Raw genomic sequence first — 15,626 nt, forward strand, 5'->3', positions numbered from 1 at the left:
TTTGTTTTCCAAAAATAAATGAAAAGCTATTCCAATTCAATTTGATCTAAAACTTGTTGAAAGGATTTGTTCTTTTTGTTGCCAATTAGAAATACGATTTCTTTTCAACCCACACTACAATTCCTATTCCTACCGTATAGCATACTAAATCAGCCCAAGAGAAAGAAGTACCAATAACTATGCGAGCTATTTTATACTCTTCTAAACCTAGTATTTTTACGATATTTAAAAATTGCAACAACTCAACTGTAAAAGAGAAAAGTAGTACAAATAGGGCTGCAGTAACCACTGGTATTTTTATAAAAGTTTTTACAAAGCAATAAATAAGAATTACTACTAAAACATCACCTAAGTAAGGTCTTATAAAATTATCATTTATGTACAAAGCAATTATAACTTCGATAAAGAAAATGATAAGGGTAAGTAGAAAATACTTTTTATTGAAGGTTAGCATTTGGTATTATTTGACGAAATTTTTCAAATATAATTAAAAAGACTATAGTAAGGCACAAAAAAATCCAAGCGTTAACTTGGATTCTTCTTACTATAAATGTTTTATTAATGCATGGCTTCACTAATGTTTACTTTATTCTTGTTGTTTTTAATTAAAAGTATAGCAGGTACACATATTAAAAATAAAATGCCTAAGTATAAAAAGATGTCCATATACGCTAAAACCGTACTTTGCTTTACAACACCCATATTTAGTACTTGGTGCGCTTTTGCTAAAGCTTCATTGGTACTAAATCCTTTAGACATAAAACCCATTTGCAATTGATGAATTCTATCTTGTACTTGAACTTTAGTAACATCAATGTTAGCAATTAAGTTGACACGATGTTCTTGACTAAATCTTGCAATAAATGTAGTAATTATGGCAATACCAAATGAACCTCCTAATTGACGTAACATTCCTGTAAAAGCTGCACCTTCTCCAATACTTTTTCCTTTTAAAGTGGATAGCGATAGGGTGGTGATAGGTACAAAAAGTAATCCTAAACCTAACCCTCTAATAATTAAAGGCCAATACATATATTCATCTCCTGTATCAGGTGTCATGATGCTATACATCCAAAAGGTAAAAAAGAAAAACATTAAAAATCCTAAAGCTACTAGGTATTTTTGTGGGACTCCTTTTTGTAATAATTGACCAATAATTGGCATCATAAAGGCAGTCATTAACGAACTTGGAATTAAAAGTAATCCAGCATCTGTTGCTGTCCAACCTAAAATGGATTGCGTGTAAATGGGAATAATAAAAGTAGAACCATATAATCCAAAGCCCATGATGAAACTTAAAATTGTTCCCACTTTTAAATTGATGTCTTTTAAAACTCTGAGGTTAACAATAGGATATTCGTAAGTGAGTTCTCTCCAAATAAAGAAAAACAAACTAAAAAAGCTTACTAAACTGAGAGTAACAATACTAGTATCATTGAACCAATCGTCTTGTTGACCATGTTCTAAAACGTATTGAAGCGAACCAATAAATCCAGCTAACGTTAGTATTCCATACCAGTCTACTTGTTTACTACTTAGTTTTTCTCCATATTTTGGACTTTTTACATAACGTAGTGTTAACAGAGTTGCAATAATTCCAATGGGAATATTAATGTAAAAGATATAAGGCCAAGAATAAGTATCTACCAAATACCCTCCTAATGGAGGACCAAGTGTTGGACCTACAATAACACCCATTCCATAAATAGCTTGCGCCATTCCTCTTTTGGCAACAGGATAACTTTCAGTAATAATGGTTTGCGATGTAACTAATAAAGCACCACCACCTAAACCTTGAATAAATCTAAATATAATTAGTTCCCAAATTCCCGTAGCATTTCCACACAAAAAAGAAGCTGAGGTAAATATGATAATGGAAGCTGCAAAATAGTTTCTACGACCAAATTGTTGCGATAACCAACTAGTCATTGGTATCACAATTACATTGGCAATAGCATAAGCAGTAATTACCCATGCTACGTCTGTTAATGTTGCACCAAGACTTCCACGCATGTCGTTTAAGGCCACATTTACAATCGTGGTATCCACAATTTCTAAAAGGGCACATAAGACTGCTGTAATGGTTATAATTACTCGATTAAAGCCATATTCAACTAAACTATCTTCTTGTATGTTTGTTGTATTAGTGCTCATAGTTATTTAAGATGTACATCCACTTCAACATTCATTCCTGAACGTAAGGATTTTATTTTCTCTTTATCGTTATTAGTAGTTAACGAAATTTTTACAGGTAAACGTTGTACTGTTTTTACAAAGTTCCCGGTAGCATTATCTGGAGGTAGTAAAGAAAAACGAGAACCTGTTGCTGGTGAGAATGAAGTAATGGTTCCTTCAAAATCGGCATCAGGAAAAGCATCTGCTTTAATTTCTACTTTTTGACCCAATTTCATTTTGTTTAATTGCGTTTCTTTGAAATTTGCTACTACCCAAACGTCTTCCGTATTAATGATATAAAACAAAGATTGTCCTGGTTGTACTAATTGCCCTGGTTGTAAGTCAATAGTTGAAACTTGTCCGTTTGTTGCTGCAGTAACTACTGTGTAATTTAGGTTTAAAAGAGCAGCATCTAAAGCAGCTTGTGCTCTTGCAATATTAGCTGAAGCTACAGCAGTTTGTTTTTGAGAAACATTTGTTCTTGTAACCGCAATGTTTTTCTGAAAATCACTAGCGCTTTTTTGTTGCTTCATCATTTTCAATTGACTCTCTGCTTCTTGTTTAGTTGCTAAAGCTTGCTCATATTGTTGTTTAGTTATTGATTTGTTGTTGTACAAATTTTGAAAACGTTCAAAATCATTTGTAGCTCTCCATAATCTCGTTTCAGCAGACTCTATACTTGTAGTTGCAGATTTGGTATTGGCATCACTCACGGAAACACCTACTTGAGCAGTTCCAACATCTGCTTTTGAAACTTCAAAGGTACTTTCTGCAGCTAATAATGCAGCTTTTGCTTCTTCAACTCTCACTTTATAATCACTATTATCAATTACAAATAGTGTATCTCCTTTTTTAACGAATTGATTGTCTTTTACATTTACTTTCGCAATAAAACCAGTGACTCTAGGAATAATTGGAGTCATATTTTGTTCAATTTGAGCATCATCTGTAGTTTCATGTGAAAGAGAGTGAATGTATTTGTATCCACCATAAACTACACCTAAAGTTACTAATCCGATTAGTATAAAGGTGAATTTTTTATTGGTTTGCTTTTTTTCCATTTTTAAGCTATTTTTTAATTTATTGATTGGGTTAATTTTCCTTGTTGGAATTGTAATTCGTAGTATTTCTGTAAGATATCAGAATTTGAAATCGTGTAATTTATTTTGGCTTGCAACTGATCTACATTAGCTTCTAATAAATCATTGGTATTCGATAATCCGTTGTCATATTTGTCTTTTACAATTCTATAATTTTCTTCCGCTTGTTGCTGTGCTTTTTCATACACTTCTTTTTGTTTAATAGCTAAAAGGTAGTTTTCATTAGCTTCTTGTACTTCCTCTTTTATCTTATCACTTAAAATGGCAACTTGATTTTCGGTTTCAAGTGCTTTACTTTTTGCTTTTTCAACATTTTTCTTATTCTTAAAAATAGAAGAAACATCATACGAAATTCCAGCTCCAAAATTCATGGCATTAGTTACTGTTAATGCATTTTTTACATCTAAAGCAATATATCCACCAATTAAATTTAAGGAAGGGTAATAATTCCCTTTAGCAATTTTAATATTGGTTTTTGCAGCTTCTTCCTGAAAAGTTAAAGCTTCTAAATCTTTTCTTTCAATTGAATTGCCAGAAAGTGTTTTTAAGCTTTGAAATGCTTCATCAGAAATTGTAATTTTTGTTCCTTCTGATAATTGTAAAAAGTTTGCCAATTGAAAGTTTAAAACCGAATTATTTTTTTTGGCTGTAGCCAATGATAACTCAATGTCAGATTCTTGTAATTTGGCTTTCAGTAAATCATTGTGTGCCAATAAACCATTATCTTCCATAGCTTGAAAATCGACAACCCGTTGGTGAGCACTTTTTAGGTAATCTTCTGTTAAAGCAATCATTTGTTGGGTTTTGTATAAACCAAAGTATAATTGCGTTACATACATAGCAATTTGCTCTTTCGTATGTTGCGCATTACTCACTTCTGCTTGATTAAGACTGGAAGAAGCTTTGATACTGTTATGAATTTTAAAACCATTAAAAACAGGAACTGAAGCAGTTGCTTGACCTATTGCTAATTGACTAATATCTAAATTTCCACCAGAATCAGGAATTAAATTTCCTTTTACATTGGCTTGCGTCAATTTGAAAAACTGTCCTGATAAAGATACATTTGGTAATTGATTGTTTTTAACGGTTTTCAATTCCCATTCTGAGGTTTTTATTTTGGTATCTGCTAAAATAGCTTGGTTACTTTTTGTAGTGGCTAAAGTAATAGCTTCTTGCAATGATAATTGCTTATTTTCTTGGGAATGGATATATCCAAATGAAAAAAAAGCAATGATTATAAATTTGTTGATATTCATTATTTTATTTAATTAACATTCCTAATATTACGTTTGTTATTTCTTCAATGAAGTCATTTAAAATGTAATGTTCAAATGAAGCTTCATCATTCAAATTCAACATCTCTTGATAGAATTTTTTATTGTTATAGAATTGAGAAAACGTACCAATGATTAAAGTTGGAATCAGAACAGTATTGCATTTTGGTTTGAAAATAGCACTGTTTTTTCCTTCAGCGATTATATTTTCTAGAAGTTGTAAGTTTTTTCGTTTTATTTCTGAAAAAAATGGAAAATCACTCGTTCTTTTTTGGTTGACAATTTCAAAATGAAGAATTTGATAGATATCCTTATTTTCATAAATTCTTTTGATGTAGAAACAAATATATTTTTTTACTTTTTCTATTGGAGAAATGGGTTCATTTTGAAGGTTTTCTAACATTACTCCAAAAGCAGAAACACGATATAAAATTATAGCTTCTAGTAACTTTTCTTTTGAACCAAAATAATAAGAGACCATCGCTACATTTATCTCAGCAGCTTTAGCTATTTCTCTGATTGAAGTTCCATCAAAACCCTTTTCTGCAAAGAGTTTTTCAGTTATGTTGATAATCTCAATTTGTTTTGAATTAAACTCTGTCATTTTCTATTCGTTTTAATCACGATACAAAATTAAACATTTGTTTAAATTAAACGATTGTTTAATTTTTGTTTAACTTTTTTTTAACAACATTCAAATAGGTATAATGGAAGAAATTCCAAGTTAAAGGAGCTTTTAAAGAAAGATGTTTTAAATATAGATAATTTTAAAAATTCAAAAAGGAGAAATTAAATTTTATAAATAAACAATGTATTTTTATGTTTATTTTTCTTTATTAAAAATTTCCTTAACCGCTTCTTGATAGGCTCTTGGACTTTGTGCTTTCTTAATTTTTTTAAACGTTTTTTGAGGATCAGAGAAGGAGTTTGAAAAATAACCCCAAAAACCTAGCATTTTCATTCGAATGGGTGTTGGTCCAGAAAGTGCAGCGTCATATTCTTGATAAATAGTGTCGTGAAAATCGCTAAAAATTTGCCATCTGTCTTTTGGATAATCAGTAGTATTATTTTTAATCATACTCGGCAAAAATGGATCTGAAATTAAACCACGACCAATCATGAAATGATCGATATTTGGAAAACGTTCTTGCATTTCTCTATATTTAGCAACAGAAGTGATATCACCATTATAATATAGCTTATGTTTGGTATTTTCGGTACAACGTTGAAAAGCTTCTAAATTAACACCACCATTATAGAGTTGTTTTCCAATTCTTGCATGAATGGCAATATTTTTTAAAGGATATTTATCCAAAATAGGAAAAACAGCCAAAATTTCTTCTGGATTTTCATAACCCATACGCATTTTCATTGATACCACTACATCTGTTTCACTATGCGTTCTTTCTAAAATATGATCAATTTTTGTAGGTTGGCAAATTAATCCAGAACCCATTCCTCTTTTGGTTACCATTGGATAAGGACAACCTAAATTCCAGTTTAATTCTTTGTAACCCAATTCCTGAATGTATTTTACCACAAAAAGAAATTCATCAGCATCATTAGTCATTACTTGTGGAATCAATTCTAATGTAGTATTATTTTCCAAATTTAAATCGCGTTGGTACGAATTTTTAATGATTAATTTCCCGTCTAAGCGAATGTAAGGAGCATAAAAAGTATCAATGCCACCAAAATATTTATGTAATGCATTTCTAAATCGAAAATCGGTAAAGCCTTGTAAAGGAGATGAAAGTAGCGTTGGAATCATATAGTATTTTGAAAAGCAAAGATAGGAGAAAAGATGTTGGTTTGTATTAAAAAGATAAAATCCCAAAAACCATATAGTTTGGAATTTGGGATTTAGAATATTTAGTTTTTTATTTTTTAATTAAAGAAATAAACTCCTTAATCATATTAACTGGATTTTTTGCCAAATACTTAATAAAAGCGCTACCAATTATCGCTCCTTTTTGATATTTTGTCGCTTGGTTGAAAGTTTCTTCATCTTTAATTCCAAAACCTACTATTTGCTGGTTTTTTAAATTCAAATCTGCAATTCGTTTGAAATAATCTATTTGTTCATTTCCAAAACCTGACTGACTTCCAGTTACAGCTGCCGAGCTTACCATGTAAATGAAACTATTAGAAATAGTATCAATTTCAGTAATACGTTCGTTTGAAGTTTGTGGTGTAATTAAGAAGATATTTTTTAAACCATATTTTTCAAATAACGTTTTATATTCATTTTCATAAACATATAATGGTAAATCTGGAATAATTAAACCATCAATACCAATTGCAGCACATTTTTGGCAAAATTCTTCCATTCCAAATTGCATCATAGGATTAAAATACCCCATAATTAGCAAAGGAATTTTTACGCTTTCGCGAATGTTAGCCAGTTGCTCAAATAGGAGAGAAGTAGTCATACCATTTTCAATAGCTTGAGTGGAACTTTCTTGAATGGTTGGTCCATCAGCCAAAGGATCAGAAAAAGGGAGGCCAATTTCAATCATGTCTACACCGTTTTGTTCTAATTCCTTAATAATCGAAACCGTATCGTCTAATTTTGGATAGCCAGCTGTAAAATAGATAGAAAGTATTTTTTTATCTTCTTGTAATTTATTATTTATTCTGTTCATTGCTTTTCTTGGTTTAAAATTTAAGCTATTTTCACTAATCACTTAAATTAAAATATTCAATATATGTATTCAAATCTTTATCACCTCTTCCCGATAAATTGATAACTACAATGTCTGTAGGTTTAAATTGTTTTTTATCCAAGACAGAGAATGCGTGAGCGGTTTCAATAGCTGGAATGATACCTTCCATTTTTGAAATTTCTAAACCTGATTGCATGGCTTCTTTATCCGTAACAGCTATGAATTCTGCACGATTGGAATCATGTAAATGAGCGTGTAATGGCCCCACACCAGGGTAATCCAAACCAGCAGAAATAGAATAGGGTTCAGTAATTTGTCCGTCTTCTGTTTGCATTAATAAGGTTTTACTTCCGTGAATAATACCTATTTTTCCTAAAACTGAAGTAGCAGCACTCTCACCTGAATCTACACCAAGACCTGCAGCCTCAACTGCTATTAATTTTACAGATTCGTCTTCTAAAAATTCGTAAAAAGCACCAGCAGCATTACTTCCACCACCAACACATGCAATTACATAATCCGGATTTTCTTTACCTTCTTGCTCTAATAATTGAGTTTTAATTTCTTTGGAAATCACACTTTGAAAACGAGCTACCATATCTGGATAAGGATGCGGTCCAACCACTGAACCAATAATATAAAATGTATCCACAGGATTGTTAATCCAATCACGAATGGCTTCATTAGTAGCATCTTTTAAGGTTCTTGATCCAGATGTTGCAGGACGAACAGTTGCACCAAGCATTTTCATTCGAGCCACATTTGGAGCTTGTCGCTTAATATCTACTTCTCCCATATAAACGATACACTCCAAACCCATTAAAGCACAAACTGTTGCCGTTGCGACACCGTGTTGACCAGCACCAGTTTCTGCAATAATTCTAGTTTTACCCAAACGTTTTGCCATTAAAATTTGTCCAATCGTATTGTTTACTTTGTGTGCACCTGTATGACATAAGTCTTCCCGTTTTAAATACACTTTTGTATTATACTTCTCTGATAAACGTTTCGCAAAATAGAGTGGAGTAGGTCGTCCTACATATTGTTTTAATAATTCATTGAACTCTTCTTGAAAACTAGGTTCAGCCATTATTTTCAAGTAGTTTTCTTTTAATTCTTCTACATTTGGGTACAACATTTCTGGAATGAAAGCTCCTCCAAATTTTCCGTAGAATCCGTATTCATCTACTGCATATTTAGTTTTCATATAATGATTTTTTAAATCTCTTAAGTTTAGAATAGTTTTTATAACCTGGTTTTTTTTCAAATCGACTATTTACATCCACACCATAACAATATTGTGCTACTGTTTTTCTCAAAAATGTTTTTATCGCATCTATACTTGTTATTCCAATTCCACCACTTAAGAAAAAAGGTTTGGTTAATGAATAGTTTTCTAATAACTCCCAATCGAATGATATTCCATTTCCTCCTGGTTTTTTTCCTTTAGTATCAAAGAGAAAATAATCTATTGTATTTTCATATTCTATTAATTGATCAAAGTTGAAATTTACGCTTATTGAAAAAGCCTTAATTACTTCCACTTTTAATTCTTGAACAGTTTTGCAAAAATCGGGTGATTCTTGACCGTGTAATTGGATGATATCTAGTTGGAAATTAGTTACTTTTTCTTGAATTTCTTCTAAAGTTGGATTAACAAAAACACCTACTTTTTTGATATTTGAATTTAATTTTGGAAGTTCCGTTAAATCAAAATATCTTTTAGATTTATCCCAAAAAATAAATCCTAAATAATCAGGTTCTAGTGTAGTAATATCCTGAACATTTTCTGGATACTTCATGCCACATATTTTTAATTTCACTTTTTTCATTGTCCTATTATTTTTCTAATAAATTCGCTTGCTTCTTTACCAGGATTATTGGTTTTCATGAAGTGTTCTCCCATTAAAAAACCTTGGTAACCAAATTGTTGTAATTCTTTTACAACTTCAACTGTACTAATACCACTTTCAGAAACTTTTACAAAGTCATCAGGGATTTGATTAGCTAATTCTTTGCTGTAATTCAAACTTACTTCAAAAGTTTTTAGACTACGGTTATTAACACCAATCATGTCTAAACTAGGCATGATTGATTTTTCTAATTCTTCTAAATTATGAACTTCTAATAAAACTTCTAATGCCAGACTTTGAGCAAATATAGATAACTGTTTTATTTCTTCACGAGTTAAAACAGCAGCTATTAATAGAATTGTATCTGCTCCGTGTGCTTTAGCTTCTAGTATTTGGTATTCGTCAACGATAAATTCTTTTCGTAATAATGGAATATTTACGGATGCTTTTGCCAATAATAAATCATCTAAAGAGCCTCCAAAGTATTTACCATCAGTTAATACAGAAATACCGCAAACACCTGCATTTTGATACCCTAAAACCACATCCTCAACAGTGTGATTATTGTTAATAACTGATTTAGATGGAGAACGACGTTTGTGTTCGGAAATAATTCCTGACCTACTATTTTTTAATAATTTAGACATGGAATTGGTTCTTCCATTAAATAAAACAGAAGCTTCTAATTGAGAAACTGGAATGATGCCTTTCTTTAAAGTGACTTCTCTTTTTTTATCAATTATGATTTTATCTAGGATGTTCATTTGTTAGTAATTAGTGAAAAGTAATTAGCGACTGATTTTGATTAAATGATTCAATTTTTCAAATGCTTTTCCGCTAGCTAAACTTTCTTGTGCTTTGGCTAAGGCATTTTCGAAACCTTGTTTTTCAATGGTTTGGATAGCAATGGCTGCGTTCACACAAACAACATTGTTTTGTTCTTCTGAACCGTTGCCAGAAATTACATCATAGAATATTTTTGCAGCTTCTTCAATGGTATTTCCTCCTTTTATTTTCTCTAATTGAATTTGTGGCAAATGAAATTCTTTTGGTTTTAAGATGTTTTCTGATGTATTGGTAATGATTTTTACTTCATCAGTTAATGAAATTTCGTCAAAACCACTTAATCCGTGAAGAATACTGTAATTAGTTGTTGTATTTTGGTACAAATAGGCATACATTCGAGCTAACTCTAAGCTAAAAACACCCACCATTTGGTTTTTTGGAAAAGATGGGTTTACCATAGGTCCCAACATATTAAAGAAAGTTTTAACACCTAATTCTTTGCGAATCGGTCCTACATTTTTCATTGCTGGATGAAATAATGGAGCGTGAAGAATAGCAATATTAGTCTCTTCAATTGATTGGGTTAAGAAATCAATATCATTGGTAAACTTAACACCCATCTTTTCCATTACATTGCTTGATCCAGAAATAGAAGAAACTCCGTAATTACCATGTTTAGCAACTTTTATTCCAGTACCAGCTACTATGAAAGAAGCTAAAGTTGAAATATTGAAGGTATCTTTTCCATCACCACCTGTTCCACATAAATCGATGGTGTTATAAGCTGAAAAATCAACTGGAATACATAATTCTAATAAAGCTTCTCTAAAACCCGAAAGTTCTTCAATAGTGATACTTCGCATCATGTAAACTGTCAAAAATGACGCGATCTGGCTTTGGTTGTAATTTCCTGCTGATATGTTGACTAATACTTCTTTGGCTTCCGCTTTTGAAAGTATTTCGTGATTGATTAATCTATTTAATATGGTTTTCATTATTGTTAAGTAATTAGTGAAAAGTGATTAGTAATTAGTGTTTGAAAACCTAATTCTTAATCCAATTTTCTAGTATTTTTTTGCCATTTGGTGTTAAGACACTTTCTGGATGATATTGGACACCTCTTACATCATAAATGCTATGTTTCATTGACATGATTTGTCCGTTTTCATCAATTGATGTTATTATTAATTCTTCTGGTAGATTTTCATTGGCAACAACCCAAGAATGGTATCTTCCAACTTCTGTTTCTTTTGGTAAATCGTTAAAAATAAAATCGTCTTCTACTTGAGTGACTTTGGTAGTCACACCATGGTAGACTTTCTCTAAATTGGTTAGTTTACCACCAAAAACTTCTCCTATTGCTTGTAAACCCAAACAAACTCCAAAAATACTTTTAGTTGAAGCATATTTTTTAATTACAGCTTTTAATAATCCAGCTTCATCTGGAACACCTGGTCCAGGAGATAATAGAATTTTGTCAAATTTTTCTAGTTCCTCTAATTCGAATTCGTCGTTACGGAAAACGGTAACCTCTGCATTTAAATCTTCTAGATAATGCACCAAATTGTATGTAAAACTGTCGTAATTATCGATGACTACTATTTTCATTTTTATGTATGTTGTAAATTGTATATTTTATAATGAGTTAAATCGTTTCTGCTAAATCTAATGCTTTTTGTAGCGCACTTAATTTGTTATAAACTTCTTGAGTTTCGTTTTCTTCTGATGAACTGGCTACAATTCCTGCTCCTGCTTGAAAATGTAAGGTGTGGTTTTTACTTAAGAAACTTCTAATCATAATTGCGTGATTGAAATTGCCTTTAAAATCCATAAAACCAATTGCTCCACCATAGAAACTTCTGTTTGTCTTTTCAATAGATTCAATTAATTCCATGGCTTTGTATTTTGGTGCACCACTTAAAGTTCCAGCTGGAAACGTTTTAGTAACCAATTCCATAAAAAGATGATTGGCTTTTAATTTTCCTGTGACTTTGGAAACCAAATGAATGACATGAGAGAAGAATTGTACTTCTTTATATTTTTCAACTTTTACTTCGTTACAACTTCTACTTAAATCGTTTCTTGCTAGATCAACAAGCATTACATGTTCGCTATTTTCTTTGGTGTCTTCAGTCAATTTTTTAGCTAATTCTGTATCTTTTTCGTCATCTCCTGTTCGTCTAAAGGTTCCTGCAATTGGATGAATTTCTGCATAATTGTTTTTGATGACTAATTGTGCTTCGGGCGAAGACCCAAATATTTTAAAGTTTCCATAATCAAAATAGAAGAGATAAGGAGAAGGATTTATACTTCGTAAAGCTCTATATACGTTGAATTCATCACCTTTAAAGGCTTGTGAAAAGCGTCTGGATAAAACCAATTGGAACACATCTCCACGTTGGCAATGTTTTTTGGCTAAGGTTACATAATTACTAAAATCTTTATCTGTTAAATTAGAAACGACTTCACCAGATTTGGTAAACGAAAAAGAAGCGAAGTTCTTAGCTTGTAATAATTGCTCAATTTCTGCAGTATTGTTCTTATCATCGTAAGCGTGACAAAAGATATAAGCCTCATTTTTAAAGTGATTGATGGCAATGATATTTTGGTAAACTGCATAATAAATTTCTGGAATTTTATTTTCAGTTGATTTATTAGCGATTTTAATACTTTCGAAATATTGTATAGCATCGTAAGAAATGTAACCAAAAAGCCCTTGAGTGATGAACTTGAAATTATTTTCATCTGTTTTAAATTGCTTAGAAAACTGCTCTATTTCATTGGCAACATTAACGGATTCATCGATAGGAATAATTTCTGAATAACCATCTGGAAATTGGGTTTCAATTTTTTGATTTTCTACTTTTATAGACGCAATTGGATTAAAACATACATAAGAAAAACTATTGTCATTACCATGATAGTCACTACTTTCTAGTAAAATACTATTCGGAAATTTATCTCTTATTTTTAGGTAAACACTAACTGGAGTAATAGTGTCTGCCAGTATTTGTTTGAAATTTGTTTTCAGTTTGTAAGTTTTCATTGTTGTATTTTCAATTTTACTAAATTCTTAAAATAAAAAAAGGCTTGTCGTGATTGACAAGCCTTTTCTATGTATTTGAATTAAATTATACTATAGCAGGATTTGCTCACGACGACTGACGTAAGTTACTCCACCACCAAGTAGTATTTAAAAATGTGTTCATAATCTTAATATTGATACAAATGTATTAAAATATTTTTTTTAAATCCAAATTATTTTAGAAAAATTAAAATTATTTAACAGCTAATAATTCTACGAATTCTATACTTGGTTCTTTTGATAATAATTCACCAGCATGAGCCATAAGTGCAGCTGCAACTTTTCCTTCTAAATGTGCTTTTCTTCCAGTTTCCGTTTCAAATGTGTCGAAAATACCGAAAGTAGATTCACCTATTTGCCAACCGTACCAATTTACAGTATCTGGTTCTTCTAAAACTAGTGGTAAAGCACTTTTTAGAAAGTCGGCTACTTCTTTTTCTTTTCCAGGTTTAGCTTCTAAACGAGCTAATAATGCAAATTTTTCTATGATATTTGTTTATTTTTTCTGATTTTTATCTGTTATAGTACATAACAATTGATGCTTTTTCAATAGTATTTTGCCATAAATAATATCCTACAATTTCTGCGTTTGTACTTTCGGTTAAACCTAATTTGTCTATTTTAAGGGCATGTATCGTTAGGATATAACTATGAATTCCGTGACCTTTAGGAGGACATGGACCACCGTAACCGTTTGCACCGTAACTTGTTTTACTTTGAATGGCACCTTTTGGTGTTAAATCTAGACTTACATTTCCTGTATTGGAAACCAATTCATTTACATTTGATGGAATATCAAAAATGACCCAATGCCAAAAACCACTTCCTGTAGGAGCATCTGGATCATACATAGTAATAGCAAAACTTTTGGTTCCTTTTGGTGCGTTTTCCCAAAACAATTGTGGTGAAATGTTTTCACCAGAGCAACCAAAACCATTAAATTCTTGTTTTTTTGTTGATTGACCACCTACGTCTTTACTTTTTAAAGTAAATGTTTGTGCTTGACTGAATGTTGTAGCCAATAAAAATAATACGAAAGCAAATTTTTTCATGATATTTAAATTTAATTTGATAGTTCAAAAGTAAATTATATCCATGTTAATTAATTGTTCTAAATGGTCAAAAAATGTTGCTATTAGCTCAATTCCTGAATTTGATATTGTTTAGGTGTAATGCCAAATTTATGTTTGAAAGATTGCGTAAAACTAGAGAGACTTTCATATCCTATTGTTGCATAAACATCTATTGGTCTTTCTTTTTCAATTAGTAACATTTGAGCTGATTTTTCTAGTCTTTTTTCTTGGATCCATTTACTTGGTGACATTCCATAAATTTTATTGAATTCTCTTTTAAAAGTAGACAAACTCATATGAGATAAAAAAGCTAATTCTTCTAGGGTTAACTTTGAAAAAATATTATTTTCAACTGTATTTTTTAAACGAATATGATGTTTTTGAATAGGAGTAGTGGAAAAAAAGTTTAGAATTTCAACCTCTTTTTTTTGAACTAAATAATAAAGAATTTCTTCTAGTTTCAGTTTGAAAAAAAATTCATTCATTTTGGTATTGGAATCCAATAATTGTCTCATAGAGATAACAAAATTTTTGATAAAGCTATCGTATTCTAGGACTTTAAATTTTTTCTGCTTTTTCTGTTTTTTATTTTCGGCATTAGAGATAAGTTTATATTTTCTTTTAAAATCTGTGATAAAGTTATCATTAAAAAAGAAAAGTAAACTAGCATATTTTTTATTATCCGATAATTTTTCAGACATCATACAATTGCCGTGTTTTGCTAATACAAATTGATTTTCTGTAATAGTTTTGGAGTAATTTTCATGATACAATTCTTTGGAACCTTCAAATAAAAAACTAATTAAATTGGTGTTTAATTGAATTTTAGTTTTAGTAGAATAGGCATCACTTACAAAGTAATGGGCGTAGACTTCTGGTAATGTTTTAGTAGTAAGAAAGAAGTTTGGTAATTCTAATTTAGTCATGAGTTTATTTTGAAACATAAAAGTACTAAAATAAAATGTTTCTAAAAGGTCAAAAAAAATGCCCAAATTAATGGGCATTTTCTTATTCATAGCATTTTTTTTATTAGAAGTTTAAAGTAACATCTAATTCGAATTCGTCATAGATTGTTTTGTCTCCTAAGTTGTCAAAGAAGGAACCAGAACCATATTTAATATCATATTTAGCTCTATCTACAATTAATTTTGAAGTTGCTGTATCTTTATTTACTGTCATATCAAAAACAATAGGATTTGTTTTTCCTTTGATTTCTAAATCTGCAGTAATAGTATACACATTATTACCTTTATCTGCTAAAGTTTTGAAAACTAATTTTGCTGTTGGGTGACTTTCTACACCAAAAAAATCTTCTGATTTTAAATGTCCGTCTAGTTTATCTTTCATTCCACCTTCTAAATCTGTAGTGTTTATTGAAGTCATATCTACTGTGAAATTTCCACCAGCTAAAGCTTTTCCTTTAAATACTAAAGCACCTTCTTTTAAATTGATTGTTCCATTGTGTTGACCAGTTACTTTTTTACCAAGCCATTCAATCTTACTTTTTTCAACATTTACCTTTTTAGTAGTTTGTGCATTCGCTGAGAATGAAACTAATGTAATTAATGCTACTGCAATTGTTTTTAAATTTTTCATCGTTTTGTTTTTAAT

General features: G+C 30.7%; 17 protein-coding genes. 1 reads left to right on the forward strand and 16 read right to left on the reverse strand.

Annotation, left to right across the window (positions count from 1 at the left end; all coding sequences use genetic code 11):
* Positions 1 to 85: 85 nt before the first annotated feature.
* The 13 genes from FIA58_RS01465 to FIA58_RS01525 form a co-directional block, all read right to left on the reverse strand.
* Positions 86 to 454: a ribosomal maturation YjgA family protein gene (locus FIA58_RS01465; protein ID WP_140959284.1), complete on the reverse strand. Its 369-nt coding sequence runs from the start codon at positions 452 to 454 to the stop codon at positions 86 to 88.
* A 104-nt stretch (positions 455 to 558) separates the two neighbouring features.
* The gene (locus tag FIA58_RS01470; RefSeq protein WP_140959286.1) at positions 559 to 2,154 is read right to left on the reverse strand and encodes an MDR family MFS transporter; all 1,596 of its coding nucleotides are present in this window, start codon (positions 2,152 to 2,154) and stop codon (positions 559 to 561) included.
* 2 nt (positions 2,155 to 2,156) lie between these two features.
* The gene (locus tag FIA58_RS01475; RefSeq protein WP_140959288.1) at positions 2,157 to 3,236 is read right to left on the reverse strand and encodes an HlyD family secretion protein; all 1,080 of its coding nucleotides are present in this window, start codon (positions 3,234 to 3,236) and stop codon (positions 2,157 to 2,159) included.
* A 14-nt stretch (positions 3,237 to 3,250) separates the two neighbouring features.
* Entirely contained in the window at positions 3,251 to 4,534 is a 1,284-nt protein-coding gene (locus tag FIA58_RS01480; protein ID WP_140959290.1) for a TolC family protein, read from the reverse strand.
* A gap of 4 nt (positions 4,535 to 4,538) precedes the next feature.
* Positions 4,539 to 5,156: a TetR/AcrR family transcriptional regulator gene (locus FIA58_RS01485; RefSeq protein WP_140959292.1), complete on the reverse strand. Its 618-nt coding sequence runs from the start codon at positions 5,154 to 5,156 to the stop codon at positions 4,539 to 4,541.
* A 219-nt stretch (positions 5,157 to 5,375) separates the two neighbouring features.
* Entirely contained in the window at positions 5,376 to 6,323 is a 948-nt protein-coding gene (locus tag FIA58_RS01490; RefSeq protein WP_140959294.1) for a tRNA dihydrouridine synthase, read from the reverse strand.
* Positions 6,324 to 6,432: 109 nt separating this feature from the next.
* Positions 6,433 to 7,197 carry a tryptophan synthase subunit alpha gene (gene trpA, locus FIA58_RS01495; protein ID WP_140959296.1) on the reverse strand — a complete coding sequence of 255 codons (765 nt, stop codon included), beginning with the start codon at positions 7,195 to 7,197 and terminating at the stop codon, positions 6,433 to 6,435.
* Positions 7,198 to 7,231: 34 nt separating this feature from the next.
* Positions 7,232 to 8,425, reverse strand: coding sequence for a tryptophan synthase subunit beta (trpB, locus tag FIA58_RS01500; protein WP_140959298.1), 1,194 nt, complete (start codon positions 8,423 to 8,425; stop codon positions 7,232 to 7,234).
* On the reverse strand, positions 8,415 to 9,050 hold the full coding sequence (locus tag FIA58_RS01505; RefSeq protein WP_165928827.1) for a phosphoribosylanthranilate isomerase: 636 nt from the start codon (positions 9,048 to 9,050) through the stop codon (positions 8,415 to 8,417). Before FIA58_RS01505 ends, trpB begins: the two co-directional genes overlap by 11 nt.
* Positions 9,047 to 9,835, reverse strand: a complete 789-nt coding sequence (gene trpC, locus FIA58_RS01510; protein ID WP_140959300.1) for an indole-3-glycerol phosphate synthase TrpC — start codon at positions 9,833 to 9,835, stop codon at positions 9,047 to 9,049. Before trpC ends, FIA58_RS01505 begins: the two co-directional genes overlap by 4 nt.
* Positions 9,836 to 9,859: 24 nt before the next feature.
* Entirely contained in the window at positions 9,860 to 10,852 is a 993-nt protein-coding gene (trpD, locus tag FIA58_RS01515) for an anthranilate phosphoribosyltransferase (protein WP_140959302.1), read from the reverse strand.
* Positions 10,853 to 10,901: 49 nt separating this feature from the next.
* Positions 10,902 to 11,465, reverse strand: a complete 564-nt coding sequence (locus FIA58_RS01520; protein WP_140959304.1) for an anthranilate synthase component II — start codon at positions 11,463 to 11,465, stop codon at positions 10,902 to 10,904.
* A gap of 37 nt (positions 11,466 to 11,502) precedes the next feature.
* On the reverse strand, positions 11,503 to 12,903 hold the full coding sequence (locus tag FIA58_RS01525; protein WP_140959306.1) for an anthranilate synthase component I family protein: 1,401 nt from the start codon (positions 12,901 to 12,903) through the stop codon (positions 11,503 to 11,505).
* 362 nt (positions 12,904 to 13,265) lie between these two features.
* Between FIA58_RS01525 and FIA58_RS21860 the strand changes: the two genes are divergently transcribed.
* Positions 13,266 to 13,451: a hypothetical protein gene (locus tag FIA58_RS21860; protein WP_208022735.1), complete on the forward strand. Its 186-nt coding sequence runs from the start codon at positions 13,266 to 13,268 to the stop codon at positions 13,449 to 13,451.
* A 3-nt stretch (positions 13,452 to 13,454) separates the two neighbouring features.
* Here the strand turns inward: FIA58_RS21860 and FIA58_RS01535 are convergent, their stop codons facing one another.
* The 3 genes from FIA58_RS01535 to FIA58_RS01545 all read right to left on the reverse strand — a co-directional run bounded on the left by FIA58_RS01535 (position 13,455) and on the right by FIA58_RS01545 (position 15,611).
* Positions 13,455 to 13,994: a YbhB/YbcL family Raf kinase inhibitor-like protein gene (locus FIA58_RS01535; protein WP_140959308.1), complete on the reverse strand. Its 540-nt coding sequence runs from the start codon at positions 13,992 to 13,994 to the stop codon at positions 13,455 to 13,457.
* Between the two features lie 83 nt (positions 13,995 to 14,077).
* Entirely contained in the window at positions 14,078 to 14,941 is an 864-nt protein-coding gene (locus FIA58_RS01540) for a helix-turn-helix domain-containing protein (protein WP_165928828.1), read from the reverse strand.
* Positions 14,942 to 15,044: 103 nt separating this feature from the next.
* Positions 15,045 to 15,611 (reverse strand): YceI family protein, encoded by a 567-nt coding sequence (locus FIA58_RS01545; protein WP_140959312.1) that lies wholly within the window; start codon positions 15,609 to 15,611, stop codon positions 15,045 to 15,047.
* Positions 15,612 to 15,626: the final 15 nt, after the last annotated feature.

Source organism: Flavobacterium jejuense (assembly GCF_006491595.2).
GTDB classification, from domain to species: Bacteria; Bacteroidota; Bacteroidia; order Flavobacteriales; family Flavobacteriaceae; genus Flavobacterium; species Flavobacterium jejuense.

Excerpts from the sequence above, each read along its gene's own strand:
- FIA58_RS01465 (WP_140959284.1), bottom strand. The coding sequence starts at position 454 with ATGCTAACCTTCAATAAAAAGTATTTTCTACTTACCCTTATCATTTTC.
- FIA58_RS01470 (WP_140959286.1), bottom strand. The coding sequence starts at position 2,154 with ATGAGCACTAATACAACAAACATACAAGAAGATAGTTTAGTTGAATAT.
- FIA58_RS01475 (WP_140959288.1), bottom strand. The coding sequence starts at position 3,236 with ATGGAAAAAAAGCAAACCAATAAAAAATTCACCTTTATACTAATCGGA.
- FIA58_RS01480 (WP_140959290.1), bottom strand. The coding sequence starts at position 4,534 with ATGAATATCAACAAATTTATAATCATTGCTTTTTTTTCATTTGGATAT.
- FIA58_RS01485 (WP_140959292.1), bottom strand. The coding sequence starts at position 5,156 with ATGACAGAGTTTAATTCAAAACAAATTGAGATTATCAACATAACTGAA.
- FIA58_RS01490 (WP_140959294.1), bottom strand. The coding sequence starts at position 6,323 with ATGATTCCAACGCTACTTTCATCTCCTTTACAAGGCTTTACCGATTTT.
- trpA (WP_140959296.1), bottom strand. The coding sequence starts at position 7,197 with ATGAACAGAATAAATAATAAATTACAAGAAGATAAAAAAATACTTTCT.
- trpB (WP_140959298.1), bottom strand. The coding sequence starts at position 8,425 with ATGAAAACTAAATATGCAGTAGATGAATACGGATTCTACGGAAAATTT.
- FIA58_RS01505 (WP_165928827.1), bottom strand. The coding sequence starts at position 9,050 with ATGAAAAAAGTGAAATTAAAAATATGTGGCATGAAGTATCCAGAAAAT.
- trpC (WP_140959300.1), bottom strand. The coding sequence starts at position 9,835 with ATGAACATCCTAGATAAAATCATAATTGATAAAAAAAGAGAAGTCACT.
- trpD (WP_140959302.1), bottom strand. The coding sequence starts at position 10,852 with ATGAAAACCATATTAAATAGATTAATCAATCACGAAATACTTTCAAAA.
- FIA58_RS01520 (WP_140959304.1), bottom strand. The coding sequence starts at position 11,465 with ATGAAAATAGTAGTCATCGATAATTACGACAGTTTTACATACAATTTG.
- FIA58_RS01525 (WP_140959306.1), bottom strand. The coding sequence starts at position 12,903 with ATGAAAACTTACAAACTGAAAACAAATTTCAAACAAATACTGGCAGAC.
- FIA58_RS01535 (WP_140959308.1), bottom strand. The coding sequence starts at position 13,994 with ATGAAAAAATTTGCTTTCGTATTATTTTTATTGGCTACAACATTCAGT.
- FIA58_RS01540 (WP_165928828.1), bottom strand. The coding sequence starts at position 14,941 with ATGACTAAATTAGAATTACCAAACTTCTTTCTTACTACTAAAACATTA.
- FIA58_RS01545 (WP_140959312.1), bottom strand. The coding sequence starts at position 15,611 with ATGAAAAATTTAAAAACAATTGCAGTAGCATTAATTACATTAGTTTCA.